Below are 16,920 nucleotides of genomic sequence, written 5' to 3'. Positions count from 1 at the left end.
CATAACTCGTCGCTCAGACGGGCAAAACCGTGCCATGGCCATTCCCTGGACCAGGGCAAGAGCGACCAAGCGCCGGCAGGTCTCCTGGCTCGCGGGTCAGGGCGTGATGCACCAGCCTTCCCGGAAGAAACGCCCTCCAGTGGCCGGCCCTCGAACAAGGGCCACCAGTGCATCGCGCTCGCCGCTTACAGTTGCAGGGACAGCTACGGATTTGGACGGAAGCGACCGCCCACACCGCATTCCCTTTTAAGCCCTTCGAAAAAGGCACCGGCACGATCTGGCGAAGCGACATGATGCCGCCTCGCCGGCGCCCTTAAGCTAAAAGATCGCGCGCGCCAACGTCCAGATGTGCTATTGCACCGCTTGTTTCGGCAGTGAGGCATAAATCACACGGGCACGCCGCGTGTAACGACCTCATCCTGCGATCGCCAAACAGCTTGATCCATGTTGCAGTGCCGCAACCTTTGTCTGCGCGGAGCGTTGACCCCACGACCGATCCGCAGTCCCTCCGGGCAGCGTAGCGGCAGCAGGAATATCCCGTCGATGAACCATGTGTCCTTCGGAACTCTGGCAGGCAACGCCGTGCCCCAACATATCGCACTGATCGGCAATTCGCTGCCGCGTCGCTGTGGCATTGCGACCTTCACCGGCCATTGCCGCGATGCGTTGCAACTGGCCTTCCCGTCGATGCGGATCGACAGCTATGCGATGGACGATGGCGCGGGTGCCGTCTATCCCTCCGATGTCCGCCTCATCGCCCAGAACGACGTCCTGGCCTATGCCGATGCGGCGCGCCGCATAGAGGAAAGCGGCGCGCAAGCGATCTGGCTACAGCATGAATTCGGCATTTTCGGCGGCGCCGCCGGCGACATGATCCTGCACTTGCTCGACCGTACCCGCGTGCCGCTGGTCGTGACGCTGCACACCATCCTCGACCGGCCGAACGCGGACGAGGCGCGGGTGATGGATGCGCTGCTCAGGCGCGCCGGCCGGATCATGGTCATGGCCGAACGTGGACGCGACATATTGCTCGAACGTTATGGCATGGATGACGCGCGCATCTCCGTCATCCCCCATGGCGTGCCCGACCGGCCCCTGGTCGAACCCGACGCCATGAAGGCGCCATTTGGCTGGACGGGACGACGTGTCATCCTGACATTCGGGCTGCTCGCCCCGGACAAGGGGATCGAGCATGTAATTCGCGCGATGCCGGCCATCGCCGCGCGCCACCCCGACGCACTCTATGTTGTGCTGGGCGCAACCCATCCCAATCTGGTCCGCGAACAGGGGGAGACGCTGCGCACCGGCTTGATGGCGCTGGCACAGGAACTGGGCGTTGGCCAGCATGTCCGCTTCATCGACCAGTTTGTCGAACAGGAACAGTTGATCGACTATCTGCAGGCTGCCGACATCTATGTGACGCCCTATCTCAATCCCGCGCAGATCACCTCGGGCACGCTCAGCTATGCCGTGGGCATGGGCAAGCCGGTCATTTCCACCCCCTATGTCCAGGCCCAGGAAATATTGGCCGATGATCGAGGGGTGCTGGTGCCGTTTCGCGATGATGCCGCGATGGCGGCCGCCATCGACCGGCTGCTGTCGGATCGGGCGATGCTGGGCGGTTACGCGAAACGCGCCTATGGCTATGGTCGCCAGATGATATGGAGCGAGCTGGCCCGCCGCGTTGGCGCCCTGCTGGGCATGGCCGTCGCCACCCAGCCATCGCGCTTTATCCCGCGCCGCAGCTACGCCGTCCTGCCGCCCGATCCTACCGCTATCCTGCGCATGAGCGACGCGACGGGCATGTTGCAGCACAGCATCCTCTCCATCCCCGACCGCAATCACGGCTATTGCATCGACGACAATGCGCGCGCGCTGATCCTGATGACCCAGATGCCGGAAATGTCGGACGATCTGCGCGATCAGTGGACGACCACCTATGCCAGTTTCCTTCAGCATGGGTGGAATCCCGAACGCGGTCGCTTCCGCAACTTCATGAGTTTCGACCGGCGCTGGCTGGAGGAGGAAGGGTCCGAGGACAGCTGCGGTCGCGCCTTGTGGGCGCTCGGCGTGACGCGTCGCGATGCTCATGCACGCCGCCATCGGGAATGGGCCGCGCACCTGTTCAACATCGCCCTGCCGCCGCTCAGCGCAATGACCTCTCCCCGCGCGAACGCCTTCATCGTTCTGGCCTGTGGCGCCATGCTGGACGCAGAGCCCGACCACGCCCTGGCCAGTGAAGCGCTTGCCCACTGCGCTGATCACCTTGCCATGTTTCTGACCCGCGCCTGCCAACCCGATTGGACGTGGTTCGAAGCCGTTCTGGCCTATGACAATGCGCGCCTGCCGCAAGCGCTGCTGATCGCCGGGCGCCACCTTCGACGCCAGGATCTGGTCGACCTTGGCCTGCAGACGCTGGCATGGATCGCGGAACAGCAACGCGCGCCCGAAGGGCATTTCCGCGCCGTGGGCACCGAAAGTTTCGGCCGCCCCCATCATTGCCCCCTGCCGTTCGATCAGCAACCCCTGGAAGCACAGGCGACGATCGACGCCGCCATCTCCGCGCTGGCGGTTGATCCCGACCCGGCCTGGCTGGCGCTGGCGCAATCAGCCTATCGGTGGTTTTTGGGCGACAACGATCTGGACACACCATTGGCGACCCCGGCCAACAGCGGATGCTATGATGGCCTTACCCCCTTCGGCCCCAATCGCAACCAGGGTGCTGAATCGTTGCTCGCACTTCAACTCGCCTCTTGCGCAATGAACCGACTTTCGCGCACCATGCCCGCCGTGGCAGAAGGGCAGGACGCGGAAGCGCCTGTGCTGTCCGCCTGAATCATCGGCGGCATGGGAAGCAATTTTTGGCGAAAATCGAAGCATTGCCGCTGCGTCTGAAAGCAGACCCGGCTCGTGTGGTGGTCCGCCCTTTCCATCTTGGCTGGTCCAGCAACGGCCATGGCCCCAGCCGAGCCCAGCGCATAGCGAGCGCGGTGCTGGAGATGAGCGAGCGCGACGTTGTCGACCAGCTCGCCTATGTGATCATAGATTTCGAGGCGCGTCACTGGCAGACGCGGCGCATCTTCATGACGCGGTTCGAGGAGGTCGCGCGCCAGCTCGACATCCCGCACCGTGAACTGAGCGATGCTCGCTGCCAGTTGATCGGCGCGTATTTCTGCCACGAATACAGCTATGCCGCAGCGGCGCTGATGAACCCCAGCGTTGTTCCTCACCCTGACCAGAGCGGCATGCTGCCGGGCAGCCAGCGGATCGTCCTGTCGCTGCGCGCGGTCGGCGAAGGGCATATCAGTTCGATTGCCTTTCGCGAGGGAGTCATCACCCAGGACGGCGAACTGACGCTGGCGCCGGAGCCGCCCTTCGCCACCGCCACCGACGCACTGGGGGACGAGGAGCTGGAACAGCAGGGCGCCGTCACTATCTTTCGCCATCCCGACAGCACCTTGTCAGGCACGGTCATCTTCCCGATCACAGCCGCCCAGGCCAACGGGCTTGAGGATTTGCGCCTCGTGCGCTTCACTCATGAAGATGGCAGGCAGGAATGGCTTGGCACCTACACTGCCTATAATGGCCGCCAGATCCAGTCGGAAATGATGCGTACAAGCGACTTCCGCACGTTCGACCTGTGCCCCCTGACCGGCGCGGCCGCGCGCAACAAGGGGATGGCGCTGTTCCCGCGCAAGGTGAACGGCAAATATATGATGATCGGCCGGCAGGACGGAGAAAATCTCTACCTGATCCAGTCGGACAATCTGCTCGACTGGGGCGAGGGCGATTTGATCCTTGCCCCCAAATATCCGTGGGAACTCGTTCAGATCGGCAATTGCGGCGCGCCGATCGAACTGGACGAAGGCTGGCTGTTGCTCACCCACGGCGTCGGCGCGATGCGCAAATATGCGATCGGTGCGGTCCTGCTCGACAAGAAGGATCCGACCCGCGTGCTGTGCCGGTCGGTCGAACCGATCCTGGCCGCGTCCGAGGATGATCGCGAAGGTTATGTGCCCAATGTCGTCTACACCTGCGGCGCGACCCGGATCGGCGACCGTATCTTTATGCCCTACGGCGTTGCCGACAGTTCGGTCGCCTTTGCCTTCGTGCCGATCGACACGATGCTGTCGATGATGGGGTGAAGGGCGCGGACGATCGGCGCTATAGCTGACGCAGCGCGCTGGCGGGACGCACCGCCAGTAGCGGCAATGACCCGATCAAGCCGATCCCCAGGGTCAGCAGCGCGCCAGCGCTTAGCGTTGCCAATATTCGACCCCAATCGGGCGCCCAGCCGAAATCGAAGACCTGGACGATCACATACCAGGCCGCACTCGTCCCAAGGCCAAGCGCCAGCAGCGCGAGCAGCCCGGCGAGCAGCCCATATTCCAGCGCCTGCGCGCCCAATAGCTGCGCGCGAGTAGCACCCAGCGTCTTCAAGATCACGCTGTCATAGCCGCGCGCCTGCCGCGACGCTGCAATCGCACCCACCAGCACGGCTATGCCCGCCAGGATCGCGACCGACGCCGCCGCCACGATTGCCCGCGACATCTGACCCAGGATGGCGCTGACCTGCCCTATCACTTCGCCGACCTCGATCACCGACACCGCGGGAAAGCTAGCGAGCAGGGCGCGCGTCACCGCGCCCTCGCGGGCCGACGGCAGGGCGATCGTCGCGGCCAGGCTATGGGGGGCGGCGGACAACGTGTCGGGCGAAAACACCAGCACATAGTTGAAGCCCATCGTGTCCCAGTTGACCTTGCGAAGCGACGCGATGCGCGCGTCGATCTCGCGCCCCAATATGCTCACGGTCATGCTGTCGCCTACCCCCACCCCCAATGTCTCGGCGGCTTCGGCATCGAGCGAGATCAGCGGCGGGCCGGCATAATCGGCGGGCCACCACTTGCCCGCGACAAGATCGCTGCCCTCGGGCAGGTTAGCGCTATATGTGACGCCGCGTTCGCCGCGCAGGAACCATGCGCCATCGGGTATCGATTCAAGATCGGCGACGCGCTGGTCGCCATAGGCCGTGATCGTGCCGCGCAGCGCGGGAACGACGTTCAGGCGCGCGGTCGGCGCCTGCGCCGCGACGGCAGCGCGAAAGCGGTCTTGCTGCGCCGCCGGGATGTCGAGCACGAACAGGTTGGGCGCGGTCTGCGGCACCGTTCGCCTGATTTCCGCGTCGAGGCTGGTTTCCACCGCCGCCAGCGTAACGAACAGGGTAAGCGCCAGCCCGAGCGCAACCACCAGCGCGGCGGTCTGCGCGCCTGGCGGATAGAGGTTGGCGATCGCCAGCCGCAACAGCGGACGGCGCGGGCGGGGCAAGGCGCTTGCGATCCTGCCAATCCCCGCGCCAAGCCCCAGCAGCAATATAAGCACGCCAGCCGTCGCCCCCAGCACGGCGGCAGAAAATAGCGGATCGCGCGCGGTGCCAAGCGCAAGCGCGACCAACAGCGTTGCCGCCAGCGCAATCCGGATTCCCGCGCGCCGATCCATCCCCAATCGGGGATCGACGAGGCCACGCAGGATCGCCGCGGCAGGCAAGGTGCGCGCGCGGCTGAGCGGTGGCAGGATGAAGATGAAGCCGATCAGCAAGCCGTAAAGCGCGCTCGTCGCCAACGGCAGGGGATGCAGGCGAAATCCGGGTGCGACCGGCAGCATGTCGCCCGCCAGCACCACCAGCACCGGGGGCAGCAGCGCGCCAGCGACAAGGCCGCAGCTTACCGCCAGCAGCGCGACAGCACCCAGCTGCAACAGATAGATACGCTCGATGTCCGCTGCGCTTGCGCCCAGCACCTTCAAGATCGCGATGCCGCCGCGCTTCTGCGCGAGATAGGAACCCACGCCGTTGCCCACGCCAATGCCCGCGATAACGAGCGCGGCAAGGCCGATGAGCGCCAGAAACTGTCCCATCCGGTCAAAGAAGCGATTGGCGCCCGGCGCTGCCCGGTCACGATCCTTATATTCCCAGCTCTGCGCGGAAAAACGCGTTTCCAGTGACTTACGCACCGCGCTCGCATCCTCACCAGCGGGCAAGCGAAGGCGATATTTGCTTTCATACAGGCTACCCGGTTGAATGAGGCCGGTGCGTCGCAGGCCGCCCATCGAAACGATCGCGACCGGTCCCAAGGTAAAGCCTTCGCCCAGCCTGTCGGGCTCGTCCGCGATGATCGCAGCGACGGTGAAGCTGGCGGACCCGAAGCGGAGGCGGTCCCCGGGTTTGACACCCATGCGCTCGACCAGCGCCGGGCCGACGATCACATGGTCGGGCGGCAACGGCGCATAGCGGCCGCGTTCGAGCGTCAGCGCGCCATAGAGCGGATAAGCGGTGTCGACGCCCTTGAGTTCGACGAGAATCGGCGAGCCGCCAGCGGCGAGCGGCTGCGCCATCGCGCGCATCCGGATCGATTCGCTGAGCGCGCCCAGTCGCGCCAGAGCACGCTTGTCGGGCGCGGCAGCTTCGCGCTGCGTCAGCGCCACCTCGACGTCGCCGCCCAGGATGACCTGACCGCGCGCCGCGATTTCCTGCGTGATCGCGGCGGTCAGGCTGCCGATCGCGGCCAGCGTCGCGACGCCCAGGAACAGGCAGATGAACAGCAGGCGCAGGCCCCGAAAGCCGCGATGCAGATCGCGCCGGGCTATGCGCCAGCTCGCGCGCCAGCCAGGGCCGTTCATGCGCGGCGATCCGCGACGATCTGTCCGTCGCGCATTTCGACGATCCGTTCGCACCGCTGCGCCAGTACGCGATCATGGGTGATGATCACCAATGTCGTCCCCGCCGCCGCACGCCGCGCGAACAGCAGATCCGCGATCGTCGCGCCCGTTGCCGCGTCGAGATTGCCGGTCGGCTCGTCGGCGAACAGGATGGCGGGGCGCGGCGCCATCGCGCGGGCAATCGCCACGCGCTGCTGCTCGCCGCCCGAAAGCTGCGCGGGATAATGGTGCAGCCGGTGGCCCAGGCCCACCGCCGCCAGTTCGACCTCGGCGCGCGCGAAAGCGTCGCCTTCCCCTGCCAGTTCCAGCGGAACCGCGACATTTTCCAGCGCCGTCATCGTCGGCAACAGATGGAAGGATTGCAGCACGATGCCGATCCGCCCCCGCCGCGCGCGCGCCAGCGCATCTTCGTCAAGCGCACGGAAATCGAGCCCGTCGACCGTCACTGCGCCGCCGCTCGCTCTTTCCAGTCCGGACAGGACGGCCATCAGCGACGACTTGCCCGATCCCGACGCCCCCAGAATCGCCATGCTCTCGCCCCGTGCGATGTCGAGCGTGACGCCCTTCAATATCGCGACCGGCGCGCTAGCCGCCCCAAGCGAAAGCGTGACATCGCGCGCACGGATGGCGATAACCGCCTGATCGATCGATGCATGCATGAAAGGATGGTCCTTGGGCCGAAGATTGTTGCAATATGGGGCGCTGGCGCTGCTTTTCCACCTGACGAGCGGATGCGACCGTCCCGCCCCCTCCCCATCCGAAACGAGAGACCAGCCAAAAGACGCAGTAGGCAAGCCAGCGAAAGCGACCGATGCCCCCCTGGTGCTGGTCTTCGGCGACAGCCTTTATGCCGGTTACGGGCTCGATCAGGGCAGGGGATTTGCGCCGGCGCTCGAACGCGCGCTGGCGGAGGGCAGCTTGCCTGCGCGCGTGATCAATGGCGGCGTATCGGGCGACACCAGCGCGGCGGCACTCGCGCGACTTGCCTTCACGCTCGATGGCCTGCCGCGCAAACCTGACCTCGTGCTGGTCGGCCTGGGCGGGAACGACATGCTGCGCGGGTTTCAGCCCGAAACGACGCGTGCGAACATCGACGCGATCCTGACCGAACTCGACCGTCGCGGGATCGACGCGATGCTGACCGGCATGCTGGCCGCGCCCAATCTGGGCGCCGACTATGCTGCGTCCTTCAATGCGCTGTATCCTGCACTCGCCAGACGCCATGATGCGCCGCTTTATCCCTTTTTCCTGGACGGTGTCCTGGGTCGGCCTGCGTTGATGCTGGCCGACGGCATCCACCCCAATGCACAGGGGGTTCGGGCGATCGTGGCAAAAGTCACACCCCTGGTGAGCAGGCAGCTGCAACCGTCGAATAGAGAATAGCTTTCAGATACTTATGCTGACCCAGCCGTGAACTTTCATGGCCATTGCACGTTGATACCCCCAGTGCAAGGCGATGGAGACGATCATGGCGGTTTCAGTGCTGTTCCCCGATGGCTTGCGCCGCGACGTCTCCGCCGAACTGCGCGTTCTTTCGGTTGCGACCGGTCGGGGCCTGCGCTTTGTCCAGCAACCGATCAATGCCGACGCGCGCTGGCGCTATGTGCGCGTCGATGATCGGTGGCATGCGGTTCCGCGCCACCCCGATATCGCCACGCTCGTTCCGGCGGCCCGCGAATGGTGGCAGGCGATTGGCCTCATGCACGACACTCCTGGCGAAGATTCTCGCCGCAAGAGCGCTGGCTGAACCCGCCGATGGCGGCAAAGGCCATAGTTTGCGGTTGCCATGTTGCCACCCGACCCTATGTTGCGCCGCAATGATTCGGTTCGAAAATGTCAGCAAGGTTTATGAGACCCAAGGGCATCATAATCTTGTGCTATTCGATTTGAACTTCACGATTGCGCGGCATGCCCGGCTGGGCATCTGCGGCGCCAATGGCGCTGGCAAATCGACCTTGATGCGCCTGTTGAGCGGCGCCGAAGCACCCACCACCGGTCGCGTGATCCGGACGATGAGCACATCATGGCCGCTTGGCTATTCCAGCGCTTTCCAATCGAGCCTGAGCGGTGCCGATAATGCGCGCTTCATCGCCCGCATCTATGGCAAGGATGTTCAATCCGTCCTCGATTTCGTCGAGGATTATGCGCAACTCGGGTCCTATTTCCGCCAGCCGCTCAATACCTATTCGGCGGGTATGTCCGGCCGGCTGGCGTTCGGCATTTCGCTTGCCATCGATTTCGAATGCTATCTGATCGACGAAGCGACCGCCGCGGGCGATGAGCGATTCCAGCGCCGCACGCAGGAGGCGCTGACGAAAAGACATGCAAAAGCTGCGCTGGTCATGGTGTCGCACGTTCCTGAATCGCTGCGCAGCTATTGTTCGTCCGGTGCGGTTCTCTATGGCGGACAGATCACCTTCTACGACACGATCGACGAAGCGATCGAAGTCCATAATTACAATCAGCGCAAGCTGAAGTCGGATCGCGCAGTCGGGGCCTGACCAGCCGGCCCGGCATCTGGAAAGTTTTCAAATTTTCGTCATGCGGAAAATTCTGAAATATATCGGCAAGAAACGGCCAGCGGCACCCGCCGCCACCCATGCCGGGTCGGATGTGCCGCTGGAGATCGACGCGGCCGACATCACGCGCGCCTATCTCATATATCTGGGTCGTCCTCCGGAAAATGACGCGGTGATCGACTTTCATCTCGATCATTTCCGCACCTGGGACAGGTTGTGCGCGGCGCTCGAAGAATCGCAGGAAAGCCGCGATCGTTTCGACCTGCTTTATCCGCACGATCGACCGACCTTTTCGATCGAGGACATCGACGATCTGGTCCATTGCTTTCACCACCACGATATCGAAAAATATCGGGACCATGTGCTGCGCCTGCCGGACTGGTTCGACCGCTTTCTGGACCCGGACGGCCCGGCCTATCGCGACCAGATGCTGAAGCTGTGGTCCGCCATCACCGGGCGTGCCAGCTATGATCCCCTGGTCGATGAGGATACGCCGGAAGTCGCAGAGCATGATTTCCTGTATCGTCCCGGCTTCTATGCCAATGGCGATGCGGCGATGGCGGGCGCGCACCTGATCGCCATCGGCCATATCCTGCTGCGCAGCAACCTTCCCAAAAATGGCCGCGTACTGGAATATGGCGCGGGCTTTGGCCAGACCGCCTTCAACTTTGCGCGGCTGGGCGCCAAGGTCGATGTCGTCGACGTCAATCCCGCCTTCGTGCGCGGCGTCAACAGCGCTTCGGAATTCCTGCGTACCGATCTGACATCCTATCAGGGGACGTTCGGCGTCAATCCGGCGGGCGTGCCCCACGCCTATGACGTGATCCTGTTCTATGAAAGCTTTCATCACTGCCTGGATGCGGCTGCCCTGATCGAGCAGATGAAGTCTTATCTCAAGCCCGGCGGCGCCATATTGCTTGCCGGCGAACCGATATCGACCTCGCCTATTCCTGAAATCCCCTTTCCCTGGGGCTTCCGCATCGACTGGGAAAATATCGCGGTGATGCGACAGCGCGGCTGGATGGAACTGGGATTCCAGCAGCCCTATCTTTACCACATGTTCGAACGCGCGGGCTTCAAGGGCGAAATGTTCACCGAAGACAATTCGCACTGGGCGCAGGTATATCGCTTCACCCGCAGCGAATAGATCAAAAGCTCGCGCGAAGCCCGTCGATCACGAACTGGGCCGCCAACGCCGCCAGCAAAACGCCAAGCAGGCGCGTGATCACCGCTTCGATCTTCTTGCCAAGCAGCGTCATCAACGGCCCCGCCGCCAGCAGGGCAGCCAGCATGATGACCAGGGTCAGCGTCACCGCCGCCATCACAACCAGCCGTTCGGGAAGCCCCTGGGCGCGGGACATGAGCAGCATCACCGTCGCGATCGATCCCGGCCCGGCGATCATCGGCATCGCCATCGGGAAAACCGATACATCCTCGACCGGCGGTGCCTCGGCGCTGATCTGCTGGGCGCGATCCTCGCGGCGCTGGGTGCGCTTTTCGAACACCATGTCCATCGCGATCATGAACAGCATGATCCCGCCGGCGATACGGAAGCTGTCCAGCGCAATCCCCAATAGGCCAAGCAGTTGCTTGCCCCACAGCGCGAATATCAGCAGGATGACGGCGGCGATCCCCACCGCACGCACCGCCATGGCCCGGCGATGCGCCGCGCTCGCGCTCGACGTCAGGCTGGCGTAGATCGGCGCGCAACCGGACGGGTCGATCACCACGAACAGCGTGACGAAGGCGGAGATGAACAATTCTGTCATGGTGCGGCGACCTGGTCGTCGATCACCGTCTCATAGGCGTCGCCCGTCCACATTCTGATCATGACATGCCGGCCGCCATCGGGCGTCACCTGCGCGGTCCATACCAGGCTTTCATCGGCGGAAGGCGGCGCATCCGTGAAGGTCGGCGACGCATGCGCGGGCGATTCCGTCCGCTTGCAGGTCGCGACTTTACCGACCAGGAATTCGGGTGCTGCCCGCGGGCTGGCGAGGGCGTCGGCATGATCCATGATCCATTGCCAACGGCCCTTGTCGTCGCGCCGCCAGATGGTTGTGAAATAGCCTGCCGACCCGTCGGGCCTGGTCCAGTTGCCGGCGCTCGCCGCCAACCGGCCGCCGCACGCGACATAGACGCGATGCGGTGAACGGACGCGCGCCACCGGCGGATCGGCGCGGCCCTTCAGCCACGCCATCGCCGACACCTGCTGCGGCACGAACATGATGGCGTCCTTCGCGGCGGCGGCGCGAAAGGCGGTCCACTCGCCCTTGTCCTGCGCCGCGCGATTGAGAGCGATTTCCGCCGCGATCACCGCGCTGGGGTTAGGCTGCACCCGCATCGGCGGGCGCGCGGCGACCAGCGCCAGCGCCGCCGTCGCCAGCAGCGCCGCGCGGCCGATCACAGCCCCTCGGGCGCGGCCAGGCCGGCGCGGGCATGCGCGGCGACCAGCGTATTGCGCAACAGCACCGCGATCGTCATCGGCCCGACGCCGCCCGGCACCGGCGTGATCGCGCGGACATGGGCCAGCGCTTCGGCGGTGGCGACATCGCCGACGATCCGGCTCTTGCCGTCATCGGTATCGGCGATACGGTTGATGCCGACGTCGATCACCGTCGCACCCGGCCTGATCCATTCGCCCTTGATCATTTCGGGCCGCCCGACCGCCGCGACGACGATATCGGCGCGATGCACGACCGAGGCGATGTCGCGCGTACGGCTGTGCGCCAGCGTCACCGTGCAGTTTTCGGCGAGCAGCAGCTGCGCCATCGGCTTGCCGACAATGTTGGAGCGGCCGACCACCACGGCTTCCAGCCCCGACAGGTCGCCCAGTTCATCCTTGAGCAGCATGATGCAGCCAAGCGGGGTGCAGGGCACCATGGCCGTTTGCCCCGTCGCCAGCCGCCCCGAATTGACGACATGAAAGCCATCGACATCCTTGGCCGGGTCGATCGCGGCGATCACCGCCGCTTCGTCGATATGGGCGGGCAAGGGCAACTGGACGAGGATGCCGTCCACCCGCTCGTCTTGGTTCAGCTCCTCGATCAGGTCGAGCAGATCCTCCTCGCCGATGCTGACGGGCCGCTTGAACTCAAAACTTTCCATGCCGGCCGCAAGCGTCATCTTGCCCTTGTTGCGGACATAGACCGCACTTGCCGGGTCTTCGCCCACCAGCACGACCGCCAGGCCGGGCTTGCGCCCCGCCGCCGCGACGAAGCCCGCCACTCCCTCGCCCACGCGTTCGCGCAGGTCGGCGGCGAATGCCTTGCCGTCGATGATCTTGCCGATGGTCATGATGCTCTGCCCGTTCAATGATGCTTGGCCCGAGCGTATGACGGTCTGCTCAGGCTCCGCTTCGTTTAGCCGGTTCGCGGCCCGCTACTCCAGCGAAATCATCGGTCCGGGCGCTTACATCATCGAAGCGAACAGCGGCGGCAAGATGGCCTGCCGCAGGATCAGAATGGCCAGCAGCACGACCATCGGCGAAAGGTCGAGCGCACCCAGATCCGGCAGGATCCGGCGGATCGGATTATAGATCGGCGCGGTCATGCGATCGAGCGCGGTCAGCACCGTGCGCACGAAATCGCTGGAGGTATTGATGATGTTGAAGGCGATCAGCCAGCTGAGCACCGCCTGGACTATGATGATCCACCACAGCACATCGAGCAGGATGACGAGTGTCTGGTAAAGAGCGTAAGCCATGCGATCTCTTCTGTTGCGCTGCGGGAAAAACATCTAGCCGAGAGGGCACCCGCGCGACAAGCTTTTCCACCAACGGCGGTCAGCGACGGACCAGCGTACCCGCGCCCTGCCGCGTGAAGATTTCCAGCAGCATCGCATGCGGGACCCGGCCATCAAGGATAACGGCGGCGTCCACCCCGCCTTCGATCGCGGTGACGCAGGTTTCAAGCTTGGGGATCATGCCGCCAGAGATCGTCCCGTCGCCCTGCAACGCAGCTATGCGCGCGGGGTCGAGATCGGTCATCAGTTCGCCTGCCTTGTCGAGCACGCCCGGAACATCGGTCAGCAGGAACAGGCGCGATGCGCCCAGCGCCGCGGCCACCGCGCCGGCCATCGTGTCGGCGTTGATATTATATGTTTCGCCGCCGGCGCCGACGCCGATCGGCGCGATCACCGGGATCATCCCCGCCGCGCTGATCGTGTCGAGGATGGTGCGGTCCACATGCGACGGTTCGCCGACATAGCCCAGGTCCACCGCCTGTTCGATATTGCTTTCGGGGTCCTTGCGCGTGCGCCGAACCTTGGTCGCGGTGACAAAGCCGCCATCCTTGCCGGAAATGCCGACGGCCCGGCCGCCCGCCTGCGCGATCCAGTTGACCAGTTCCTTGTTGATCGCGCCCGACAGCACCATTTCGGCGACCTTGGCGGTTTCCGCATCGGTCACCCGCAGCCCGTCGATGAAGCTGCTCTCGACACCCAGCTTCTTGAGCATCGCACCGATCTGCGGGCCGCCGCCATGGACGACGATGACATTGATCCCCACCGCCTTCATCAGCACGACATCCTCGGCAAAGTCGCGCGCCGCTTCCGGGTCGCCCATCGCGTGGCCGCCATATTTCACGACGAAGGTCTTGCCCGCATAGCGCTGCATGTAGGGCAGCGCCTCGGTCAGGGTTTCCGCCTTGGCGAGTAACGCGGGATGAGGATCATGCTTGCTGGTCATGCGCGGGCGCATAGGACCAATGCGCCGCTATCGCAAGCTGGAGCGGTTCCGATCAGACGGAATCGTCCGCTCACCGTGGATGGCGCTGCGCCCAAGCGCGAAACGGGACAGGCGGCGGCGATGTCATCGGCGCGGCCCGCCCGCTTCGACCGCCACTCAACATCGGGCGACCGGCCATCGTCCCAGCAAAAAAGGGCGTGCATGACAATACCGCGCCCTTTTTCATAAACCCTTGCGGGTGCGCCTTAGTGGCTGGTCGGTGCGGCCGGGCCGCCTGCCGGCGCGGCATTGGCCGGGGCTGTACCGCTCACGCTCTCGGCCGCATTGGTGGCGTTACCGGCCGCTTCTTCCGGCGTCGCGCTCGCGGCGGCGGGAGCCGCATCGGGCGCGGGCAGGGGCAGGTTGGACCCTTGCGTGTTGAGCCAGGCGATCAGGTTGGCGCGATCGGCCGGATTGCCCAGGCCCGCAAAGGTCATCTTGGTGCCGGGCGCATATTCGCGCGGGCTCTTGAGCCAATGGTCCAACTCTTCGAAGGTCCACTGACCGCCCTTGCTCTTGAGCGCATCCGAATAGGCAAAACCGGCGACATGCCCATGCGCCTTGCCGATCGTCCCATACAGGTTGGGGCCGATGCCGTTGGCGCCGCCCGAATTGACCGTATGGCACGACGCGCACTTGGCGAAAATCTTTTCGCCCGCCGCCAGGTCGGCCGTGGCGAGCAGGGTATTGAGGCCCGGACCGCTGTCGCCGCCACCTTCGCCCCCGGCCTCGACGCCTTCGATCGCAAAGCCCATCTTTTCGGGCCGTTCGTCATGGAAAAGGTGGGAACTGACGATCGCACCGCCGAGCGCAATGATTCCCGCGAACAACGCCCAGCCCGCCATGGTGTTGAAACGATCGTCCATTCGCTCGATTTCCCTTGAATTTCTCGTGCCGAAGGCTGATTGGCCGCCTCCTTTAGCGCGCTGCCATAATGGCGCAAGTGCGAACGCGCAAGCGGGGTTGAGGTGCTGCCCGACGCTTTTGCGCGCCCGGCGCTTGCGTGGGCGGGGCCAAGTGCCTAAGCGCGCACCTCGATGGAAAATTATCCCCTCCCCGCGCGCGCGCTCGTGGCCGAAATGGCGGCGAAGGCCGCCGCCGACCCTTCCCGGGCAATCGCCTATCAGGGCGCGCCCGGCGCGAACTCGCATCTCGCCGCGCTTGGCTATGCACCCGATTGCGTGCCGCTGCCCTGCTTCGACTTTCAGGATGCGATCGACGCGGTTCGCAACGGCCAAGCGGCGCGAGCGCTGATTCCGATCGAAAACAGCCTGCATGGCCGCGTTGCCGACATGCATTTCCTGCTGCCCGAATCGGGGCTGTCGATCGTCGACGAATATTTCCTGCGCATCCGCCATTGCCTGATGGCGACCGATGATGCGCCGGTGAAGAGCGCGATCAGCCACCCCCAGGCGCTGGGCCAGTGCCGTCACTATCTGCGCGAACGCGGCATTCAGCCCGTGAGCTATGCCGATACCGCGGGCGCGGCTGCGCTGGTGGCCGAAACGCGCAATCCGGGCGACGGGGCGATAGCGCCGTATCTTGCCGCCGAAATATACGGATTGCGGCTGATCGCGGAAAATATCGAGGATAGCGACGACAATATGACGCGCTTTGTCGTGCTGGCGCGTGAACCGGCGATGCCGGTCGCGGGCATAGGCCCGGTCATGACGACATTCCTGTTCGAGGTGAAGAATGTGCCCGCCGCGCTCTACAAGGCGATGGGGGGCTTTGCGACCAACGGCGTCAACATGACCAAGCTGGAAAGCTATCAGCGCGGCGCCAGCTTCGCGGCGACCGAATTCTACTGCGACATCGAAGGTATGCCCGGCGATCCCGCGGTCGACCGCGCGCTCGCCGAACTGGAATTCCATACCAAATGGGTGCGGGTGCTGGGCAGCTATCGGCAGGCGCGCCCGCGGGTGTGAAAGGTCAGCGGATCGTTACCGATCCGCCACTCCCCCCAGCCTGGCAACAGCGCGCCTGTCCTTGGGCGGGCTTTCAGCCCAACAGGTTGGTCAGGCGGCTCAATCCATCCCAGTCGGCATCGACGTCGGCCTCGCCGCCGACGGGTTCGCCCTGGGCCGCGCGGATCGGATTGATGATGACGCGCGATGCGCCGGCAGCCGCATATTCGTCGGCCCGCGCCTTGATCTTTTCAGGGGTGCCCCACGCGACGATCGCGTCGATCAGTCGGTCGCTGCCGCCATTCTCGAAATCTTCAGGGCCAAAGCCGATCTTCGAATAGGCTGCCTGATAATAGGGAATGGGAATGTAGAATGTCAGGAAAGCGCGGGCGATCCTGCGGGCCTCGGTGGCGTCCTCGATCAGTATGACCGGGAAATTGGCGCTCACTTCAAAGTCCGGGCCGACATGCGCGCGCGCCTGGCGGACATTTTCCACCGGCAGGATCCACGTGAAAATGCCCTGACCATGCTTGAGCGCCAGGTTCTGAAGGCCCGGCGCATGCGCGGCGAGATGAAGCGGCGCGAGCTGGGCGGGCTTGGAATGGGCAAGCTGCACCGCGTCCATCTCTTCGAGATAGGCGGTCATCTTGGGCACCGGCGGCAGCCATTGCCCCTTGCGCATCTGCACGATGAACTCGTTCGACGCGCCCAGACCCATGATGAAGCGGCCGGGATAATATTCCGACAATGTCTCGCGCGCCTGCGTCGCGGCCATCGCATCGCGGCTATAGACGGTGGCGACGCCGGTGCCGACCTTTAGCGTCGTTGTGCTGCCCAGAATGAAGGACGCGGCAAGGAACGGATCGCGGCTGAAGGAATCGAGCAGCCAGACACTTTCAAATCCCAGAGACTCAACCGACTTCGCCAGCGCCGACAGCGCGTTTGCGTCCAGGTTATAGGCACGTTGGCTGAGGAGAACTCCGATATTTGGCATGGCTGGCTCCGATAGATTCTGGGTGATGGTCAGGCGATAAAAATGATGCGGCTGCTTGCG

The 16,920-nt window shown here is 64.5% G+C and carries 16 protein-coding genes and 1 riboswitch; of the genes, 7 read left to right on the top strand and 9 right to left on the bottom strand.

Annotated features, from left to right (window positions below; all coding sequences use genetic code 11):
- Nucleotides 1–57 precede the first annotated feature (57 nt).
- Nucleotides 58–287, bottom strand: a riboswitch (cobalamin riboswitch).
- A gap of 256 nt (nucleotides 288–543) precedes the next feature.
- Entirely contained in the window at nucleotides 544–2,835 is a 2,292-nt protein-coding gene (locus WG908_RS05080) for a glycosyltransferase family 4 protein (protein ID WP_340185492.1), read from the top strand.
- Between the two features lie 26 nt (nucleotides 2,836–2,861).
- A complete protein-coding gene (locus WG908_RS05075; protein WP_340185491.1) occupies nucleotides 2,862–4,145 on the top strand; it encodes a glycoside hydrolase family 130 protein in 1,284 nt (427 codons plus the stop codon).
- A gap of 19 nt (nucleotides 4,146–4,164) precedes the next feature.
- Here WG908_RS05075 and WG908_RS05070 read toward each other — a convergent pair whose 3' ends face one another.
- Both WG908_RS05070 and WG908_RS05065 read right to left on the bottom strand, forming a co-directional pair.
- Nucleotides 4,165–6,675 (bottom strand): ABC transporter permease, encoded by a 2,511-nt coding sequence (locus WG908_RS05070; protein ID WP_340185490.1) that lies wholly within the window; start codon nucleotides 6,673–6,675, stop codon nucleotides 4,165–4,167.
- Nucleotides 6,672–7,373: an ABC transporter ATP-binding protein gene (locus tag WG908_RS05065; protein ID WP_340185489.1), complete on the bottom strand. Its 702-nt coding sequence runs from the start codon at nucleotides 7,371–7,373 to the stop codon at nucleotides 6,672–6,674. The genes WG908_RS05070 and WG908_RS05065 overlap by 4 nt, the downstream gene beginning before the upstream one ends.
- On the opposite strand from WG908_RS05065, the gene WG908_RS05060 reads away from it, so the two are divergent.
- The 4 genes from WG908_RS05060 to WG908_RS05045 all read left to right on the top strand — a co-directional run bounded on the left by WG908_RS05060 (nucleotide 7,372) and on the right by WG908_RS05045 (nucleotide 10,380).
- A complete protein-coding gene (locus WG908_RS05060) occupies nucleotides 7,372–8,097 on the top strand; it encodes an arylesterase (RefSeq protein WP_445326664.1) in 726 nt (241 codons plus the stop codon). The genes WG908_RS05065 and WG908_RS05060 overlap by 2 nt on opposite strands.
- An 85-nt stretch (nucleotides 8,098–8,182) precedes the next feature.
- Entirely contained in the window at nucleotides 8,183–8,461 is a 279-nt protein-coding gene (locus tag WG908_RS05055; protein ID WP_340185487.1) for a hypothetical protein, read from the top strand.
- A gap of 70 nt (nucleotides 8,462–8,531) precedes the next feature.
- Nucleotides 8,532–9,215: an ABC transporter ATP-binding protein gene (locus tag WG908_RS05050; protein WP_340185486.1), complete on the top strand. Its 684-nt coding sequence runs from the start codon at nucleotides 8,532–8,534 to the stop codon at nucleotides 9,213–9,215.
- Nucleotides 9,216–9,255: 40 nt separating this feature from the next.
- Nucleotides 9,256–10,380, top strand: a complete 1,125-nt coding sequence (locus WG908_RS05045; protein ID WP_340185485.1) for a class I SAM-dependent methyltransferase — start codon at nucleotides 9,256–9,258, stop codon at nucleotides 10,378–10,380.
- A gap of 1 nt (nucleotide 10,381) precedes the next feature.
- On the opposite strand, the gene WG908_RS05040 is transcribed toward WG908_RS05045, so the two are convergent.
- The 6 genes from WG908_RS05040 to WG908_RS05015 form a co-directional block, all read right to left on the bottom strand.
- Entirely contained in the window at nucleotides 10,382–11,002 is a 621-nt protein-coding gene (locus WG908_RS05040) for a MarC family protein (RefSeq protein WP_340185484.1), read from the bottom strand.
- Nucleotides 10,999–11,640 (bottom strand): hypothetical protein, encoded by a 642-nt coding sequence (locus tag WG908_RS05035; RefSeq protein ID WP_340185483.1) that lies wholly within the window; start codon nucleotides 11,638–11,640, stop codon nucleotides 10,999–11,001. The genes WG908_RS05040 and WG908_RS05035 overlap by 4 nt, the downstream gene beginning before the upstream one ends.
- Complete coding sequence (folD, locus tag WG908_RS05030) at nucleotides 11,637–12,530, bottom strand: bifunctional methylenetetrahydrofolate dehydrogenase/methenyltetrahydrofolate cyclohydrolase FolD (protein WP_340185482.1); 894 nt, start codon at nucleotides 12,528–12,530, stop codon at nucleotides 11,637–11,639. The genes WG908_RS05035 and folD overlap by 4 nt, the downstream gene beginning before the upstream one ends.
- A 114-nt stretch (nucleotides 12,531–12,644) precedes the next feature.
- Nucleotides 12,645–12,938, bottom strand: a complete 294-nt coding sequence (locus WG908_RS05025; RefSeq protein ID WP_340185481.1) for a YggT family protein — start codon at nucleotides 12,936–12,938, stop codon at nucleotides 12,645–12,647.
- Nucleotides 12,939–13,017: 79 nt separating this feature from the next.
- The gene (gene argB / locus WG908_RS05020; protein WP_340185480.1) at nucleotides 13,018–13,932 is read right to left on the bottom strand and encodes an acetylglutamate kinase; all 915 of its coding nucleotides are present in this window, start codon (nucleotides 13,930–13,932) and stop codon (nucleotides 13,018–13,020) included.
- Nucleotides 13,933–14,165: 233 nt separating this feature from the next.
- A complete protein-coding gene (locus tag WG908_RS05015) occupies nucleotides 14,166–14,825 on the bottom strand; it encodes a c-type cytochrome (protein WP_340185479.1) in 660 nt (219 codons plus the stop codon).
- A gap of 171 nt (nucleotides 14,826–14,996) precedes the next feature.
- Here WG908_RS05015 and WG908_RS05010 point away from each other — a divergent pair, with 171 nt between their 5' ends.
- Nucleotides 14,997–15,887, top strand: a complete 891-nt coding sequence (locus WG908_RS05010; protein ID WP_340185478.1) for a prephenate dehydratase — start codon at nucleotides 14,997–14,999, stop codon at nucleotides 15,885–15,887.
- A 73-nt stretch (nucleotides 15,888–15,960) separates the two neighbouring features.
- On the opposite strand, the gene WG908_RS05005 is transcribed toward WG908_RS05010, so the two are convergent.
- Nucleotides 15,961–16,860, bottom strand: a complete 900-nt coding sequence (locus tag WG908_RS05005; protein WP_340185477.1) for an LLM class flavin-dependent oxidoreductase — start codon at nucleotides 16,858–16,860, stop codon at nucleotides 15,961–15,963.
- Between the last annotated feature and the right edge of the window lie 60 nt (nucleotides 16,861–16,920).

This window comes from Sphingobium anseongense, assembly GCF_037725245.1.
In the GTDB taxonomy this organism is placed as follows: domain Bacteria; phylum Pseudomonadota; class Alphaproteobacteria; order Sphingomonadales; family Sphingomonadaceae; genus Sphingobium.
The sequence above is the reverse complement of the archived record's forward strand: the minus strand, read 5'-3'. Positions and strand labels throughout refer to the sequence as shown.